This window comes from Methanobrevibacter arboriphilus, assembly GCF_019669925.1.
Classification (GTDB): Archaea; Methanobacteriota; Methanobacteria; order Methanobacteriales; family Methanobacteriaceae; genus Methanobinarius; species Methanobinarius arboriphilus_A.
Map to the genome: position 1 here is coordinate 1,918,338 of NZ_AP019779.1, position 17,144 is coordinate 1,935,481.

Here is a 17,144-nt window from a genome sequence, read left to right on the forward strand (position 1 = left end):
CAAAAACAATAGAAAACTGAATGGAAACCTACATTTTTATGACTGGAAATTGAATTTCAGTAAGTAACTCTTCTTCTTGAACTTCATGAGGGCTATTGATATAAATTTCTTTAGGAGAACCAATAATATCATAATCGTGTTTAATTGAATATTCAACCATTTCTTTATAAGATTCACTTAATGTTTCATAAGATCCTTTATGAATAATTGATATAACTCTATGTTCTAAAAGTTCCACTACTTTTATTTCACCTTCTTCACTAAGTTCAGTATCTTTTGAAACAGGAATTCCTATATCATAAACCATTTCATCAGGTTTTGTGTTTTGAGGACTAGTAAAATAAATAGAAAATGGACTTCCAACAACCTTAACCTTGTTAGCTTCTGCCCATGAAAGTAACTTTGCAATAAGTATACCCATATCTTCAACATTTCCTTTATAATTAATTATAGCTAATCTTTCCTCTTCAATTATTTTGTCTTCTATTTCCATTTTTTCACCATATTTAATTTATTTTACTATAATTTATATTATCATTATTTAATTTATCTTTCATATCTTATTTATCTTTTATATCTTATTTATCTTTCATATTTTATTATGATTTATCTTTCATTATTTAATTTGCCTTATTGTTAATTTATCTTATAATTGATGTCTTATATTATCTTAATTTAATTTTGTTTAATTTGTTAATCTTATTTAAAAAGTGTGACTGTAACTTTTTCCCCTTCATCTAAAAGCTCTACATTTTTTGGAATCTTTATATATCCATCTGCATGAGCAAGAGATGTAATTGCACCAGAGTCTTTTATAATAGGATAAGCAAGATCTTCTTTTATATGTACTAAACTATAATGCATTCTTCCTTTTGGTGAATGAATCCTTTTGGATAAAGTAACATTAACTTTTGCATTACTTTCTCCAGGTTTTCCAGCTATTCTCCTAATGTTTGGTATTATAAAAACATAAAAAATGATTAATGCTGATACAGGATTTCCTGGAAGTCCAATAACAATTTTTTTCCCTACTTTTCCAATAATTGTAGGCTTTCCTGGTTTTACTGAAATTCCATGAAGAATTACTTCTCCAATATCCTCTAAAACATTTCTTAATACATCTCCAACTCCCGCTGAAGTTCCACCAGAACAAACAACAATATCTGAATCTTTAAGTGAATTTTCTATTTTTGTTTTTAATTCATGGTAATTATCTTTTACTATTCCTTTAGAAACACCTTCAGCCCCATTAGATATAGCTGCATTCTTAATAGAATAGCTATTAACATCATATATCTTACCATATTCAATAGATTCATTTTCCATTACAAGCTCATTTCCAGTAGATATTACTCCGATTTTAGGCTTTTTAAACACTTCAACCTCTTTTATACCTTGACCTGCTAAAACGCCTATTTTATCAGGACTAATAATTGTTTTTTCTTTTAAAAGTAGCATATCTTTTTTAATATCAGACCCTTGAAGTGCAACATCTTGATTTGGAGCTACGCTTTTTAAAATATAAATATTATCATATTTTTCATTTTCATTTTCTCGGTCAGTAAATTCAACCATAACTATTGCATCTGATCCATTTGGGATAGGTGCACCTGTACTTATTTCAATGCATTCTCTATTTTTGACCGTTTTTTCACTAAATGAACCTGCTTCAATACTATCAATACACTTTAATATTTTAGGAGCTTCATCAGTAGCTCCAAATGTATCTTCTGCTTTTACAGCATATCCATCCATAAGTGAGCGATTAAATGGGGGAAGATCCATTAAAGCATCAATATCTTTAAAAATAACTTGATCATGACTATCTTCAATAGGAATATTTATTGATTTTTGGGGATAAAGTTCATCAAAAAGATTTTTTATGATTTCTTTTGCTTCATCTGCTTCTTTTATTTTTAAAAACTCAGTTCCCATATTTAATTGTCTCCAGATCTCTTTATAAACTTATTTTATAAAAATAAATTATTTTATAAAATTATAAAAATAAATTAATATATAAACATAAATTACTATATAAATATAAATTATTATATAAAAATAATTTATTATATAATCATAATTTATTACATAAGAATATTCTTTTTAAATGATTAATTTCTAAATACATCAAATTCTTTTTCTCTTATCAATGGTTTTATATTTGATTGAGTATTTTTTAGTTTATCAAAATTTTCAAATCCTCTTATTATTACTATTGGAACTCCTTCGTTGGCTTGACCCATTAAAAGTGATGCAGCAGCAGCTAATTCATCTGCAACACCTATTTCCGTAGTTTGAAGTTCTCGTCCATAAAGGTCTTTTTCTCCAACCCGCTTCCAAAGAGGTGAAATCCCAATACAACCAATAGCTACTCCTACTGCTCCATTTCTAAAGGCTCTTCCTTGGGTGTCAGTTATTATGACCCCTATATTCTTTCCAGTTTTATCTTTTAAAGATTCATAAATCTTTTTTGCTGATTTATCAGGGTCTTTTGGCATTGGGGTGGCTAATCCTTCTTCAACGTTGGATTCATCAATTCCTGCATTTGCACAAACAAATCCATGTTTAGTTTCACTAATAATAAAATCAGGACCGACTGCTATAATTTCTTTAGATTCATTAATTATTGATTCAACAAGTTTTGGATCTTTTTTACTTTTTTCTGCTAATTTTTTCGCTTTAGAGCTAGGATTTATTTTTTTTAAGTCAATATAATTTCCTTCAGCTTTTGATATTAGTGTCTCTGCTATTAATATTATATCTCCATTTTTCAAGCTGTTTTTTTGTTTTTTAAGAGAAGATAATATTAACTCATCAATATTATTTCCTTTTATTACTAAAGGAATTTCTGTTAATCCAAAAAGTTCTAATTTCATAATTTAAACCATTGATTTTTTATATTTAATATCTTACTAATTCTATATTTTATTAATAATATCTTATTAATTCTATATCTTAATAATTTTAATTAAATATAATAACTAATAAATAATCACAAGTTTATTGATTTGATTTCCCATTTTCCATCAAACACTGACCCTACAGAAGCCACAGGATTTGTAAAATTTTCAAATTCACCTTCATCTAATATGAATTTTGCAGAAGATTCTGAATCACTTGCTATAAAATCTACTTCTTTAGGTGATTGGCATTCGTATGTTGATATGAAAAAAGCTTTATTTTTACTTATTTTCTCAACTAATATTTTTTCATGAGTTACTATTCCAATATAACCTTCATATTCTTTTTCATTAGTTTTTGGCTTTATAACTGCTGCTATTCTAGGAGTATTATAATCATCTTTTTCATAATCCATTGTCATTAAGGATAGTGTCAAAGCATCTTTTATATTCATTCCTACAGATATTTTATCTGCTATAACATCGGTATGAGATCCATTAGAAACTATAGCTATGCTATCAACGATTTTGACACAATTATAAGCTATGTATGCATTTTCAAATATATCTGTTTCATATCCTTCTTTTGGTATGATAGCTGCTTTATCTTCAAAACTTTTCGCCATTCTATTTGGAAAAGACCTACTGGATACTCTATATGCTATGAATGGATTTCCTTCTTTATTCATTCCTGCGGATACTATTCTTCCTAAATACATTTTATTCCCTCTTTATTTTTTTATTATTTCTTTATTTGTTATTCTTTTTATTCATTTTTGCTATTTCACTGTTAAATTAGATAATAACATTAATAATATTAATAACAGTAATAAACAACACTAATAATATAAACTACACTAATAATATAAACAATGCTAGTAATATAAGCAATACTGGTAATAAAATTAATAATAACATTAATAATAACATCAAAATACTAAAATTAATATTAACATTAATAATAAATATTAATAATTATATTAGTAATAATATTCTTAATATTATTAATAAAATATATTTCAATTTTTTGTTTAATTTTCAGTTTAGCTAATTTACTGTGGAGAACGCACTGCTTGTTCTGGACTCATGCCTGGAGGTGTTACAATAATAATAGATCTTTCTTTTGGTTTTATACTAATTTCTCCTTCATCAATAACCTTCGTCTGAACAGCTATGGCATGATCTTTAATAAGTGGGGACATATCCTGTCCATTCACAATAACCTTCTCTAAACCTGCTACTGGTATTAAATAATACTCAGAATTCCCAGTTGTATCAGTTATATTAGGTTTTCCTGTAGCACCATCTGCAGCATCTTGGATTCCTGCACCACTAAAACTGCTTGTAACTACTAAGAATATTAATAGTGTGAATAAAATATCAATAAATGGAACAAGATTAAATTGAGGACTTGTATCCTTTAATTTTTCTTTATGTCTTTCAATATCTAATGACATATTATACCTCATAAGTTATTTATTGTTTCAATTTACTTTCGGTTATTTCTGATTTTATATCACATTTTTCTAATATAATATTGTTTATACTTTTTTCAAGCATACTTGGCTTAAATGATATTTGTATGTTGGATTGGGTAATATCATCTCCAATTATCTCCCTTGTGTTAACTATTCCTTCAGCCTCTTTTAATGCTTCTAGTGCACAAGGTACATTTTCACTAACTTTAATTTTAGCAACTGCATAACTCCAATTAGTCATTTTATTAGCTAACTCTATTTTATCCATTTCTGTAGATATGAGACTTTTTATATATGTTTGAATTGGTAATAATATAATTGCTGTAGCTAAACCAACTATTGTTGTGATAAGTGCAATATATATCCCTTCTGCCATTGCACTACTACTTGCCTGAACTCCCAATGTTCTAAAAGTCATCCAAATACCAATTACTGTCCCGATAAGTCCTAAAAATGGTGCAAGTTCAATTATTGTTTTTAAAGTATTAAGACCCTTTGTCATTTTACTTAATTCAACGATGAAAACTTGTTCCATTCCTTCTTCAACTTCAGTTTTATTCTTATATCCTATTTTAAGAGCTTCAGATATAATTTTTGAAACAGGATTTTTATAATGGCTTATTGATTTCAGTGCTTCGATAGCACCTCCTCTGTTCATTGCTTCTATTACAGTTCCCATAATTTCAGTAGTATCAGATTTACTTATACTTCTAAGATAACGTATTTTTTGTATTGATGTTAGTAAACCATAAATTCCTATAAGAACTATTATGTATGTTATTATTCCTCCACTTTGGAATATCTCTAAAAGACTATTAAATAGGCCTGTTAAAAATTCAATTATCATATTATCCTCTAATTAATTATTATAAAATGTAAATTTGTATATTATAAGTTCATGTATTAAAAAATTGTATCTTTGGGTATTATAAATTTGTATATTATAACTTGTATATTAAAAAATTGTATCTTAATAAATTTCTATATTATAAATTATCTATTTTATTAATGATATTATTACTTTCCCAAATAATATTATTAATTATATTCTCCTAATTATTATAAATTATATAATTATATTAAAATTATATTAAAAATTATTTTATTTAATAATTATTTAACAATTATCTTATTTAACTATATATTTAAAAATTTTATTTAATAACTATATTTAATAAATATTTAAATTTAATAACTATTTAAAATTATTTAATAATTATTTAATAGTTATTTTTAATATCTATTTAAAAATTATTAAGAAATTATTCAGGAATTAGCTATAGATTATTAAAAATTATATAAACATTATTTGAAAATTAGATTATTATTTAAAAGTTGATAATATTTGAAATTTACTTATAAATTATTTAATCCTCTTTAGAACGTTCTTTAATATTTTGAACTGTTTTCCAGGATTTTCTAACTATATCTGGCATCTCATCGTAAGTAAATTTTTCTAAAAACTTTTTAGTTTTAGGATCACTTGGATATCCTGATCCCATTTCTCCTATTTTTCTATAATCCTTTTTCAAACGTTCTATTATCATGTCTCTTTCATGTTTGGCTATTATGGATGCTGCTGCGACTTGAATATATTTATCATCTGCTTTATGTTCAGATATAACATTAGTGCTTCCTGTAATAGATTTTATTTCCTTTTCTAATCTTTTTGGTTTTACATCAACAGAATCTATAATTATGCAATCACAATCTAATTGATTAATAATTTTTAACATAGCTATTTTCTCTATTTCATTTAAATTAACATCATTTGCTCTTAATTTATCAATGTCTTGGGCTGTTATTTCAACAGTTTCATATTCAAACATATTTTTCAATTTTCGAGATAAAACTTTTCTTCGTGTTGGTGTTAATTTCTTTGAATCTTTTATACCCATTCTTTCTAATACAGGAACCTTCTCATCAGGAATTACAATTCCTGCAACTATTAATGGACCAATTACAGGACCTCTCCCTGCTTCATCTATTCCTAAAATGTTCATTTGTTCACCATTGATTATTCTGAAGTTGTAAAAACAATATAATAAAGAATTAATAAATAATTAATAAAGGATTAATAAATAATTAATAAAGGATTAATAAAAAATAAAAAATATGAAAATAATATTAAAATATAAAAAATTAATGAAAAATAATTTGATTTAAAATCTAATAAAATTATTTCTAATAAGTTTATATAATTTATTTTAATATTTATACTATTTATTTTACTAATATTTTTGAATTAATATTTTAATCTTGATTATTTATACAAATTATTTTCTAATATTTCTATAATTATTTCTATAATTTATAATTATTTTATAATTATTTTTATAATAATTAAATTTATTATAATTAAATTTATTATAATTAAATTTGTATAATTTCTTTATAAATTATTAGATTATAATACTATTTATAACTATAATAATATAATAATAAATAATTAAGGTTATTATAATAGTTATTATAATGATTATAATTAGGATTATATTTTTATAATAATATTAGTAAAACTGGTAAAAATGTTATTGTATCATAGATTAAGTGTGTTAAAAAGGATACAAAAATGTTCTTTGTTTTCAAATAAGCAAACATTGTAAATATTGATCCTAATCCTTGAATAAGTAATACAGAAATTAAATTATCATAAGCAGGTAAATGTATTAATCCAAATATTATTAAAACAATTATTGTTGAAATAACTATGCTTATCTTTCTATTTTCAGTAACTTTGTAAAAAATTGTTAAAAATATTAAAAATGGTATAATTTTCAATAGCTCTTCACCAAAAATCTGGAAAGGGAATAATACCCAGAAAAACAATGAATTTAACTCTGTAAGAGCAGGATTACTTTGTATATGCATGTTAAAAATATGCATCATGATAAATCCTACAGCAATTGAGAAAATAAATTCTAGGATTATTAAGATTGGAATTAACTTAAAATCATTTTTTTGAAATTTTTTACATATTAAATCATATTTCCAGTTTGCTACAATACCAAAAAATAAAAAAGGCAGTATAAAATATAGCAAATTTTCAAAGCGCCCTCCAATTGAATGAGGCGTGAAAATTAATATAAAAGGTATTATAACTGATATTGCTAAAAGAATCCATCTTGGAATGCTTAAGTTGGGATTATCATTATAGAATGGGAAATCTAATTTTTTTCTTTCAAATTTAAAAAAGTCTTTTTCACTTAAATCTTTCATTTTAATCACCCTATCTATTATTGATTTTTTCATTATATTAATATATTACTAAAAAATATTAATATATCTCTAAACAGATATGCAATAAATAACTAATTTTCTATAATTTTTATTTTTAAGTTTTAATTTGAACTTTTACAAAGTTTTTGAATTTTAATTATACTTTTAAGAGTTTTTATAATTTTTCAATAACTTTTACAATAATAGGTTATTTTTTTATAAATGTTATTTTTATTAATGTGCTTAACATATCTTTTTATATCTTTTTATATTTTTTTTATATTTTTTTTTATATTTTTTTTTATATTTTTTTTTAAAAAAAGTGATACAAAATCTATTTATCTCATTTATTAACAAGTTTATAATAATAGAATAATTATCTTCGAATTTAAACTATAACTATTCAAATTGAAAATATAAAGAATAATACAAATATAAAGACTAATACAACATTTATTTAAAACTGTTTAATTTATTTTATATGATTTAATTTACTTGTTTTAAATAATTTGTTTCTTTATTATCTTTTTTAAGGTATTTAAAAGCAAATATTAATAAATAATCAAAATAAAAACATTTTTAGGAGTCAAATTATGGAATTAAAAAAAACTAATATAGGATGTTTTATGGCAGTGCCTGATCTGATTTCATTGTTGAATTTATCATTTGGATTTTTAGCGATTTTGATGGCTATAAATAACCAGATATTTATTTCTTCAACTTTCATAATTATTGCACTAGTCTTTGACTCTTTAGATGGATGGGTAGCTAGAAAATTATCTAGAGTTGATAATCATGGTTTTGGGAAAAACATTGATTCTTTATCTGATATTGTTTCTTTTGGTGTTGCTCCAGGAATACTTTTGTATTGTTCAGGAAAAATTTATATTGAAATCTTAGGCTTATCTAGTCAAATTCATTATTTGGATTATTTATTAGCTATTATATCATTATTTGTGGTTATTTGTGGAGTATTACGTCTTACTCGTTTTAATGTTATTGCTGAGAAGATAGAATTTAATGGGTTTATTGGAGTACCTATTCCAACTGCAGGAATCATTTTGGCTTCATTTATATTAACTGGGTTTTTTAATATATATTTGGCTATGTTTCTAATGATAATAGTTGGATTTTTAATGATAAGTAATATTAGATATTCAAAACTGAATAATCCAAAAATATTGCTTATTTGTGCAATATTGGTTATTTTAACTATCGCTCCATATAAATTAGTTTATATGGGTATAAATATTCCTGCAACTATTATTTTTATAATGACTATATTATATATTTTTATGGGAATAATTAAGCATATCTTTAAGAAATAATTATTATTTTTCAATGTTTAGGTATTTTTGGTTAATACAAATAATATCTTAAATATACAAATGAAAAAGTATTTATAATCTTCTAGCTTCCTTTCCTCTATGATAACATTCTATTTTTCAATAGAGGTTTGGTAATTTGAAAGATGATGGTGAAAAAAATAATTCTAAATTTGATATTAATAAATTAAAATTACTAAATAAATCGAAATTATCCAGTAAATTGAAATTATTCAGCAGATTAAAATCATTTAATTCTACTTCAATGGATAAATTAAGATCATTAAAATTTATTAATAATTTAGAATATAGTTTTAAAAATAAAAATTTTTTAGAAAATAAATTAAAGAAAAATACTGATAATAATAAATTTGATAAATATGATGATGTTGATTATTCTGATTATAGGGATTATGATGTTTATGGCTATAGTAAATATGATAAATCTAATGACAATAAAGAACATGAAGAACATAAGGAACATAATAAACATAATAAACATAATAAACGTAAGAAATCAGATAAATCGAATAATAAAAAGGGTTATGATAAAAAAAATATTGATGCTATACAAAATATTAAAAGTATCAGAAAAAATTTCATAAATAATCACAGCCATAGTTATAATGATTTAAATAATAATTTAAATAATAATTCAAACAATAATTTAAATAATAATCAAAATGATAATTTAAATAATATTAATTCAATTAATAACAATTCAATTAATAATCCGAACAATCATAATAATTTGGATAAAGCTAAAAATAATAAAATTAGCTCTGATAAATTTAATCATAATTATTTAGATGAGATTGAAAATATTAATAAAATTAAACTTGGAAAAATTGAATCAGGAAGAATTAAACTAGGAAAAGTCGAATTAGAAAGAATCAAATCAGAAAAAAATAAATCAAAAAGAATTAAATCCCAAAGAATTAAATCAAAAAAAAATATTAAAGATATAAAACAAAATAAATACTCTATTAGACGTATTAAAAATTTATTCAATAAAAGTATTAATAATTTAAATAATATTGATAATACCAATATTAAGGACAATATTAATACTTCTGATGATAGTATTAGTAGTAATAATCCTGATAATGATATTAGTAGTAATAATATTAATAATAAAATTAGGAGTATTAATAAAGATAATGATGAGCCAAAGACAATCATTGGTGCAGCTATTTTTGGTTTAATAATTATTGTTGTATTATTTTCTTCTTACTATTTTTTATTTTATCAACCTTATCAAAATGATTTGTCCACAGCTAAGACTAATAAACTAAATGAATTAAATTCTCTTTTTAATGGACCTCTTGCTCTTGATAGCAATGTTTTAGTACTTACTTCAGAAATCGAATTAGCTAAATCTCCTGAAGAGGTAAAGGCTATTGATGTTTTAAGACCTGCTACTATTTCGTGGAGAGAATATCATAGTAAACAGATAAATAAAACTAAAGATGCTTTTGATAGAGTTATGCTAAATTATGGCACAAATGAACAGGGTATTTCTATTGGGAATACTGAAAAAAATCTTGATTCTAGTAAAGATTATAATAAAGACTTCAGTATGGGGGTTAATAATAATGGTAATCTTAAAAATGTTATAATGGATGTAAATGATGCTAGTTTATTTATAACTGAAAATGATGCTAATGTATTATCTAATATTGTATTTGAAAAGCCAGATACTGTTGCAGTTCCTATTTTGATTGATAGGTTACAGGCAGGAGCTGGATTAATCTCAGTAGGTTCTGTTGTTGATATTTACACTTTATCTAATAATAGCTATCAAATTCAACCCAATGAAGAGGATTCTACAAAAGAATCTAATATTTCTAGTAATGATTCTAGTAATGAGATTAATAATCAAAATTCTGATTCAACAAATAACAATAAAAATTCTAACTTAATAGAAAATTCTCCAGATATTAGTGGTTCTACAGTTCTTGCTATTATGAGGTCAAAAGATAGTGGTGTTATAGATGCTAATTATATTAAATCTAGAACTTTAATCAATGGGAATGATACAAATCAAATCGAAAACAGTAACTCATTTTCCACTGATGTTGAAGAAATGATTAGGGGATCAATTTCTGGAGGATATAATGAGGATCACTTTGCTTCTATTTTAAATAAATATGGCTTAAAACTCTCTGATTATGAGCGAAAGTCTAGCTTGGGGGAAATTGATGTTCAGTATTTATTATTAATAGAAGTTCCAAGAGAAGATGTATCTCATGTTATAAATAATATGGATAATATAGTCTTAACTATACCTACTTCAAATGCTCCTAATTGGATGATAAATGAGTTAAAACAGGCATATTCTAGTTAAATCTATAAATAATTATAAGTAATCTAAATTAGTTCACTAACTAATTTAATAAATATAATAATGTTGTTTGTATTAGTAATACTTAGCTGTATATTAGTATTAAAACAAATATAATTTTATAGTACATATGATATATATAACATATAATTAATATAGGATTATATAATTTTATATAGATCATATAATATTGAATTTTAATGGATAATTTTAACTTATTTTATAATCATAACTTATATAATGACCTAATAATTATTATAAATATTTTAATAAGTCTTATCTAATATATTTATCTAATAACGAGGTTTATAATTATTTGTGCTTGTTATCATGTTTGATTCTTGTTATGTTTGATTATTAATGTTAAACAGTAAAATGTTATATAGTTAAATTTATTTATATTAGTGATAGTTATTGTTTACTATATTGGTGATATTTTGGTAAAACTTGCAACAGTTGTGGTTATTATAGGTCTTTTAGTAGTGGGGATGTATGCTTTACTAGAAGTTTCATACTACTCATCAAAGTTGTCAATTGAGAAAGACCTTTCATCCCCTGTGGTTTTAATTCCCTCTATAGGGGTAAATGAGAAAATTAATAATGTTTCTATTTCTCAGGGTGTTTATCATGAAGAAGTTTCCAAACTTCCTACAAAGGGAGATGTTATCCTATTTGGCCATAGGACAAGTTATAGTTCTCCTTTTTTGCGGTTAAATGAGCTTAAATCAGGAGATATAGTGACTTTGGAATGGCCTGGAATAGGTCAAGTTAATTATATAGTTAAAAACTCAACCATAGTTCCAGCTAGCTATTTATTACCTGTGCATAATGATACTCAAAGATTATATTTAATCACCTGCGATCCTCCAGGATTTACAACTAATAGATTGATAATTACTGGTGATATGAGTAGTTTGGGTCCATTAAATGAGACAATTACAAAAGAAAATCCTAATACTCAAAATGCTTTAATAATTTGCTTATTATTTTTAGGTTTGGGTTTAATTCTTTCATACTTTTATCCAATTAAAGAGGACAGATTGTTTATTTTAATTGCTGTATTAATTATATCTGGAGCTTTATTCTTTGCATACTTTGTTCCGTTTGATCCAGATATAATAGCTTCTAAAATTAATTGGTTAAACGGAGACTTTAGTACTTGATTTGAAAATTGAAATGTTATTTATGGTGAATTTTTTATGTTAAATGTTGAAAAAGAATTTTTTTCTAATATTACTTTTAGAGAAAGAGCTATATTTGAAGGAGCAATTAGTATGGGTGCTCTTTTTCACCAATTTATTGGTACTCCTGTAAATAAAGAGACTGCAAATAGTTTAAAAATTGCTATTGAGGAATCACTTTCTCTTCAACCAGCTATTGAAAAAGTTGAAGTGGATATTAACTTAGATATTTTAGAAAGAGAAATATCTGAATTTGAATACACTTCTCTAACTGGGGATATGATAGATGTTAAAATTTACTCAAAAGTCAATGGAACTTTAGCTATTATAAGGATGAAGTTTATTGAAGAGTTAAATTATCCTTTAATGTTTGTTGAAGATATTCAAGAAGATATTAATGAAAATATTCAAAAATAATTGAAAATAATTAAAGGTTAGTCAAAAATTAGTTAAAAGTTGGTTGAAATTATTTAAAAAATATTTTTCAATGATTTATATTTTTTAAACACAAATTAAATATTTTAATTATTTTTATAGATATTTTACTTATTTTTATAGATTTTATTTTTAAATTTAGGTTAAATTAATTTAAGTTAATTTATATATTATCAATGAAAAATATATAAAGATTATAAAAGAATAAATTTAAATATTAATAGAATAAATCTTATTATGTTACATGGTAAATACATAATTTTAAAAAAATTTCATTCGATTTTTAATATTTTGGAGTAAAAAGATTTTAAATTTAAGTTTCCATTATAAAATTGTTTTACAATATTTTTAATTATTCTTTTATCTTAATAATTATCTATAATTTGTTAATTTAAAGAATCGTTAAATTTACATCTCTTTGGAGTGTATTGTACACAGGAAGTGAACATATGATAGAAGATAAAATACAAGTTCTAAGAAAAGCTGCTAAAGTTTCTAATGAACAAAGTTCAGATAAATTATGGTGTGTTGTTGCTGGAAATGAAGAACTAGTTAATGATATTGCTTATGCAGCTATAGCTTCTAAAGATCGTGTTAAGATACTCTTCAGAGAGCACATTACTTTGGAAGAATCTTATGTTCATAAAAAATTTGATTTTATCATGTTATATGGGGACTCTGATAAAATACGTGAACTTAGTTATGTCTGTAAAGAGAATGGAGGGGCTTATATTCAAATTGCTCCTTTTTATGTAGGTAATGAACCTAATTTAACTTTACTTGTGGCTCCAGATGATGCTCTTAAAAAACTTGTAGGAGATGCAGAAAGAAATAATTCTCAATTTTCTATATTATTAGAAGATCAAACTACTGGATTTATTGAAACTGATTTAAATCTAAGAATCAATCTCCCTAATTTTTTACAGGCCATGTTAGCTCCATTATTTAATATGAGTGATGTTGTTTTATCAACAATTCTTATATCAATTGAAAATGAAGAAGATATTGGGAAAATTAGAAAAATCGCTGATAAGAATAATGTATTTTTGATTGATTTCAAAGATATTGTTGAAAATAAATAAAATTTTGAAATAATAAAGTTTTAAAATAATATTATTTTAAAATATTTTAAAATAAATAAAATTTTTATGTATTTATAATTTAATTCATTGTTAATTATAATTTATTATTGTTAATCAATAAATTAATTAAATAATAATTAAATTGATATTAATAAGAGGAATTAATATAAGAGGAATTAGTATGAAACTATTTGGAAGTAATGATAATAATAAAAAAGTAGAACCTAAAAAAGGAATTACTAATAGTTTAGGGATTGATTTAGGTACTTTAAATACTGTAATTGCAAAACCATCTGGGGATAAATTCGATTTGTATCAAATTCCTTCAGTTGTAGCTGTTAAAAAAGAAGACACTTCTTCTGTTTTAGCTGTTGGTGAAGAGGCTAAATTAATGCTTGGAAGAACTCCTGAAGATATTGTAGCACTTAGACCTTTAAGAAAAGGTGTTATTGAAAGTATTGCTCAAGCTCAAGCATTACTTGTTAAAGCTATGGAAATAGGCATTAAAGAGGGCGAATCTGTTGGTAGAATTGTTATTGGTATTCCTGGGGATTCTTCTGAGGTAGAAAGAGGTGCTGTTGAAAAAATTGGTAAAGATGCTGGTGCAAATTATATTTTAGTTATTAGTGAAGGATTAGCTGCTGCTATTGGAGCGGGATTACCTATTGCGGAACCTGATGGAACTATGGTTGTTGATATTGGCGCAGGTTCTACCGATTTAGTTGTTATTTCTCTTGGTGGAATAACTGATATTGAAACCGTTAGAGTTGGTGGAGATGATATTGATAATAATATTGTAGATCTTGTTAAAGAGAAATATAATGTTGGAATTGGTATACATGATGCTGAAGCTGCGAAAATTAAAGTGGGTATGTTCCATTGTGGTGAAGATTTAGAAGTTCAAACTACTGAAATCATTGGTAAGTCTATTGAAACTAACAGGCCTAAAAAAGTTGTGATTGATTCTTTACTTGTAGCTGATGCTGCTGAACCAATAATACAGGAAATTATTAATGGTTTAAATCTTGTATTAGAAAGACTTTCTCCAGAGTTAATAACTGGTGTTTATCATAATAGTGTTGCTGTTGGTGGAAGTTCTCAGTTAAGAGGTCTTAAAGAAAGAATCTGTGATGAATTATCAATTCCAGTATCTATTTCTGAGGATCCGATGACTGTTGTAGCTAAAGGTGCAGCTATTGTTGCAGCTGAACCAAGAGCTTTAGAGCCTGAAGTTCGTTTAAAAGCTATGAAATAATTAAATATAGTTTTTATTATACATTTTTAAATTTTTCATTATTTTTTCATTATTCTTAATCATTTTTCTGATATTTTTTTAGAAGTTTAAGATAAGTATTTTTTGCTTTAATTATCTTTTTGCTTTATTTTTATTTTTATTCATTGTTTATATTCTTCATTTTATTTTTATTCTTATTTTTATTCTTATTTTTATTCTTATTTTTTGTATTATTTTTTGTTTTTTCATTTTTGTATTGTTTTTTTGCAATGAATAATTTTATTAATTATCATGAATAATCTATATATCATAATAAAAATATTATATAATAATGTAAGTTTAACTAAGATATCAACAAGATATTAATAAGTAATATTTGTTAATATCAGATATATAGAGATTTAAATTGATACAAATAGTTGGATGTTTGCATATAACTTTTTTAGATTTAATAGAATTATTATATTAAAAATTATCTTATAGGAGATTTTCATGATTAAAATAGACTCTGAATTATGTAAAGGGTGCGATCTTTGTATTGAATCGTGTCCTAGGCATGTTTATCAAAAATCATCTAAGGAAAATAAGAAAGGTGTTTATTTACCATTTCCTGAAAATGAAGAAAAATGTAATAAATGTCACTTATGTGAATTAATGTGTCCTGATCAAGCTATAACTGTAGAAGATGAAGATGGTCATGGTAAAGATGATACTAAAGATGATCATGATGAAGATATTAATGATGATAAATAGGGAGATATGAGGTTTTTAAAATGACTGAAGAATTATTTGTTCAAGGAAATGAAGCTTGCGCTCATGGTGCAATTAAAGCAGGTTGTAGATTCTTTGCAGGATATCCTATTACTCCTTCTACTGAGGTAGCTGAAGACTTAGCCGCATTTCTTCCAAGATATGGTGGATCTTTTCTTCAAATGGAAGATGAAATTGCTGCTATTGGGGCAGTTATTGGTGCTAGTTGGAGTGGTTTAAAAGCTATGACTTCTACTTCTGGACCAGGTTTTTCTCTTATGCAAGAAAATATAGGCTATGCTCATATTACCGAAACTCCTTTGGTTATTGTGGATGTTCAAAGGGGAGGTCCTTCTACTGGTCAACCAACGATGGCATCTCAGGGAGATATGATGCAATTAAGATGGGGTTCTCATGGAGATTATGAACCAATAGCTATTTCTCCATCTTCTGTTCAAGAATTTTTTGATTTTACTATAAAAGCTTTTAATTTAGCTGAAGAATATAGAGTTCCTGTTATCGTTGCTGCTGATGAAGTAATTGGGCATATGAGGGAAAAGATAAACATTCCTGACAAAGTTGAGATAAAAAAAAGGGTTATGCCGAAAGAGAAACCAGAAAAATTCGATATTTCTAATCCTTACCTTCCTTTTAAAGCTGGTGATAATCAAATTCCTCCAATGGCTCCTTTTGGTGAAGGATATAATATTCCGGTTACTGGTTTAACTCATGATGAAAGAGGGTATCCTGATTCTTCTGATCCAGTATCTCATACAAAACTAGTTTCTAGATTATGTAATAAGATATTGGATAATCGTGAAAAAATTGTATCTGTTCATGAGTCTTTTTGTGATGATGCTGATACTATAGTTATTTCTTATGGTGCTCCTGTAAGATCAGTTTTCACTGCTGTTCAGAGTGCAAGAGAGGAAGGTCTGAAAGTTGGTTCAATTAAAATTGATACTCCTTGGCCTTTCCCAGAAAATCAAATATTGAAAGCAGCTGAAACAGCTAAGAATTTGATTGTTGTTGAAATGAATTTAGGTCAAATTGTCCATGAAGTTGAGAGAGTAGCTGGTTTGGCTGATGAACGACCTGATGTTTACCTTATTCCAAAAATTGGTGGGGAACTTCATAAACCTAATGAAATTTTATCAGAAATTAAAAAAGTTAGTTAGGAGGAGTATTATGGTGAA

16 protein-coding genes are annotated in these 17,144 nt (G+C 24.9%); 8 read left to right on the top strand and 8 right to left on the bottom strand.

Annotation, left to right across the window (positions count from 1 at the left end):
- Positions 1-28: 28 nt before the first annotated feature.
- From MarbSA_RS08390 to MarbSA_RS08425, 8 genes are all read right to left on the bottom strand, one after another.
- Positions 29-493: a GyrI-like domain-containing protein gene (locus MarbSA_RS08390; protein ID WP_042703220.1), complete on the bottom strand. Its 465-nt coding sequence runs from the start codon at positions 491-493 to the stop codon at positions 29-31.
- Between the two features lie 206 nt (positions 494-699).
- Positions 700-1,935 carry a molybdenum cofactor synthesis domain-containing protein gene (locus MarbSA_RS08395; RefSeq protein ID WP_221061400.1) on the bottom strand — a complete coding sequence of 412 codons (1,236 nt, stop codon included), beginning with the start codon at positions 1,933-1,935 and terminating at the stop codon, positions 700-702.
- Positions 1,936-2,111: 176 nt separating this feature from the next.
- Entirely contained in the window at positions 2,112-2,876 is a 765-nt protein-coding gene (locus tag MarbSA_RS08400; RefSeq protein ID WP_221061401.1) for a coenzyme F420-0:L-glutamate ligase, read from the bottom strand.
- Positions 2,877-2,992: 116 nt separating this feature from the next.
- Positions 2,993-3,619: an IMP cyclohydrolase gene (locus MarbSA_RS08405; RefSeq protein WP_054835941.1), complete on the bottom strand. Its 627-nt coding sequence runs from the start codon at positions 3,617-3,619 to the stop codon at positions 2,993-2,995.
- A gap of 333 nt (positions 3,620-3,952) precedes the next feature.
- Positions 3,953-4,357, bottom strand: a complete 405-nt coding sequence (locus MarbSA_RS08410) for an ExbD/TolR family protein (protein WP_042703225.1) — start codon at positions 4,355-4,357, stop codon at positions 3,953-3,955.
- Positions 4,358-4,376: 19 nt separating this feature from the next.
- On the bottom strand, positions 4,377-5,225 hold the full coding sequence (locus tag MarbSA_RS08415; protein WP_054835882.1) for a MotA/TolQ/ExbB proton channel family protein: 849 nt from the start codon (positions 5,223-5,225) through the stop codon (positions 4,377-4,379).
- A 520-nt stretch (positions 5,226-5,745) separates the two neighbouring features.
- On the bottom strand, positions 5,746-6,381 hold the full coding sequence (gene rnhB / locus MarbSA_RS08420; protein WP_054835944.1) for a ribonuclease HII: 636 nt from the start codon (positions 6,379-6,381) through the stop codon (positions 5,746-5,748).
- Between the two features lie 496 nt (positions 6,382-6,877).
- Positions 6,878-7,597 (bottom strand): CPBP family glutamic-type intramembrane protease, encoded by a 720-nt coding sequence (locus tag MarbSA_RS08425; RefSeq protein WP_221061402.1) that lies wholly within the window; start codon positions 7,595-7,597, stop codon positions 6,878-6,880.
- A 593-nt stretch (positions 7,598-8,190) separates the two neighbouring features.
- On the opposite strand from MarbSA_RS08425, the gene MarbSA_RS08430 reads away from it, so the two are divergent.
- From MarbSA_RS08430 to MarbSA_RS08465, 8 genes are all read left to right on the top strand, one after another.
- The gene (locus MarbSA_RS08430) at positions 8,191-8,925 is read left to right on the top strand and encodes an archaetidylserine synthase (RefSeq protein WP_221061403.1); all 735 of its coding nucleotides are present in this window, start codon (positions 8,191-8,193) and stop codon (positions 8,923-8,925) included.
- Positions 8,926-9,061: 136 nt separating this feature from the next.
- On the top strand, positions 9,062-11,269 hold the full coding sequence (locus tag MarbSA_RS08435) for a DUF515 domain-containing protein (protein ID WP_221061404.1): 2,208 nt from the start codon (positions 9,062-9,064) through the stop codon (positions 11,267-11,269).
- Between the two features lie 485 nt (positions 11,270-11,754).
- Positions 11,755-12,429, top strand: coding sequence for a class E sortase (locus MarbSA_RS08440; protein WP_221062080.1), 675 nt, complete (start codon positions 11,755-11,757; stop codon positions 12,427-12,429).
- A gap of 36 nt (positions 12,430-12,465) precedes the next feature.
- A complete protein-coding gene (locus MarbSA_RS08445) occupies positions 12,466-12,864 on the top strand; it encodes a dihydroneopterin aldolase family protein (protein ID WP_221061405.1) in 399 nt (132 codons plus the stop codon).
- A 467-nt stretch (positions 12,865-13,331) separates the two neighbouring features.
- Positions 13,332-13,964: a hypothetical protein gene (locus MarbSA_RS08450; RefSeq protein WP_042703240.1), complete on the top strand. Its 633-nt coding sequence runs from the start codon at positions 13,332-13,334 to the stop codon at positions 13,962-13,964.
- 181 nt (positions 13,965-14,145) lie between these two features.
- Positions 14,146-15,219, top strand: a complete 1,074-nt coding sequence (locus tag MarbSA_RS08455; protein ID WP_221061406.1) for a rod shape-determining protein — start codon at positions 14,146-14,148, stop codon at positions 15,217-15,219.
- Between the two features lie 471 nt (positions 15,220-15,690).
- Positions 15,691-15,951, top strand: coding sequence for a 4Fe-4S dicluster domain-containing protein (locus MarbSA_RS08460; RefSeq protein ID WP_042703244.1), 261 nt, complete (start codon positions 15,691-15,693; stop codon positions 15,949-15,951).
- Positions 15,952-15,971: 20 nt separating this feature from the next.
- Positions 15,972-17,126 carry a 2-oxoacid:acceptor oxidoreductase subunit alpha gene (locus tag MarbSA_RS08465; RefSeq protein ID WP_221061407.1) on the top strand — a complete coding sequence of 385 codons (1,155 nt, stop codon included), beginning with the start codon at positions 15,972-15,974 and terminating at the stop codon, positions 17,124-17,126.
- Positions 17,127-17,144: the final 18 nt, after the last annotated feature.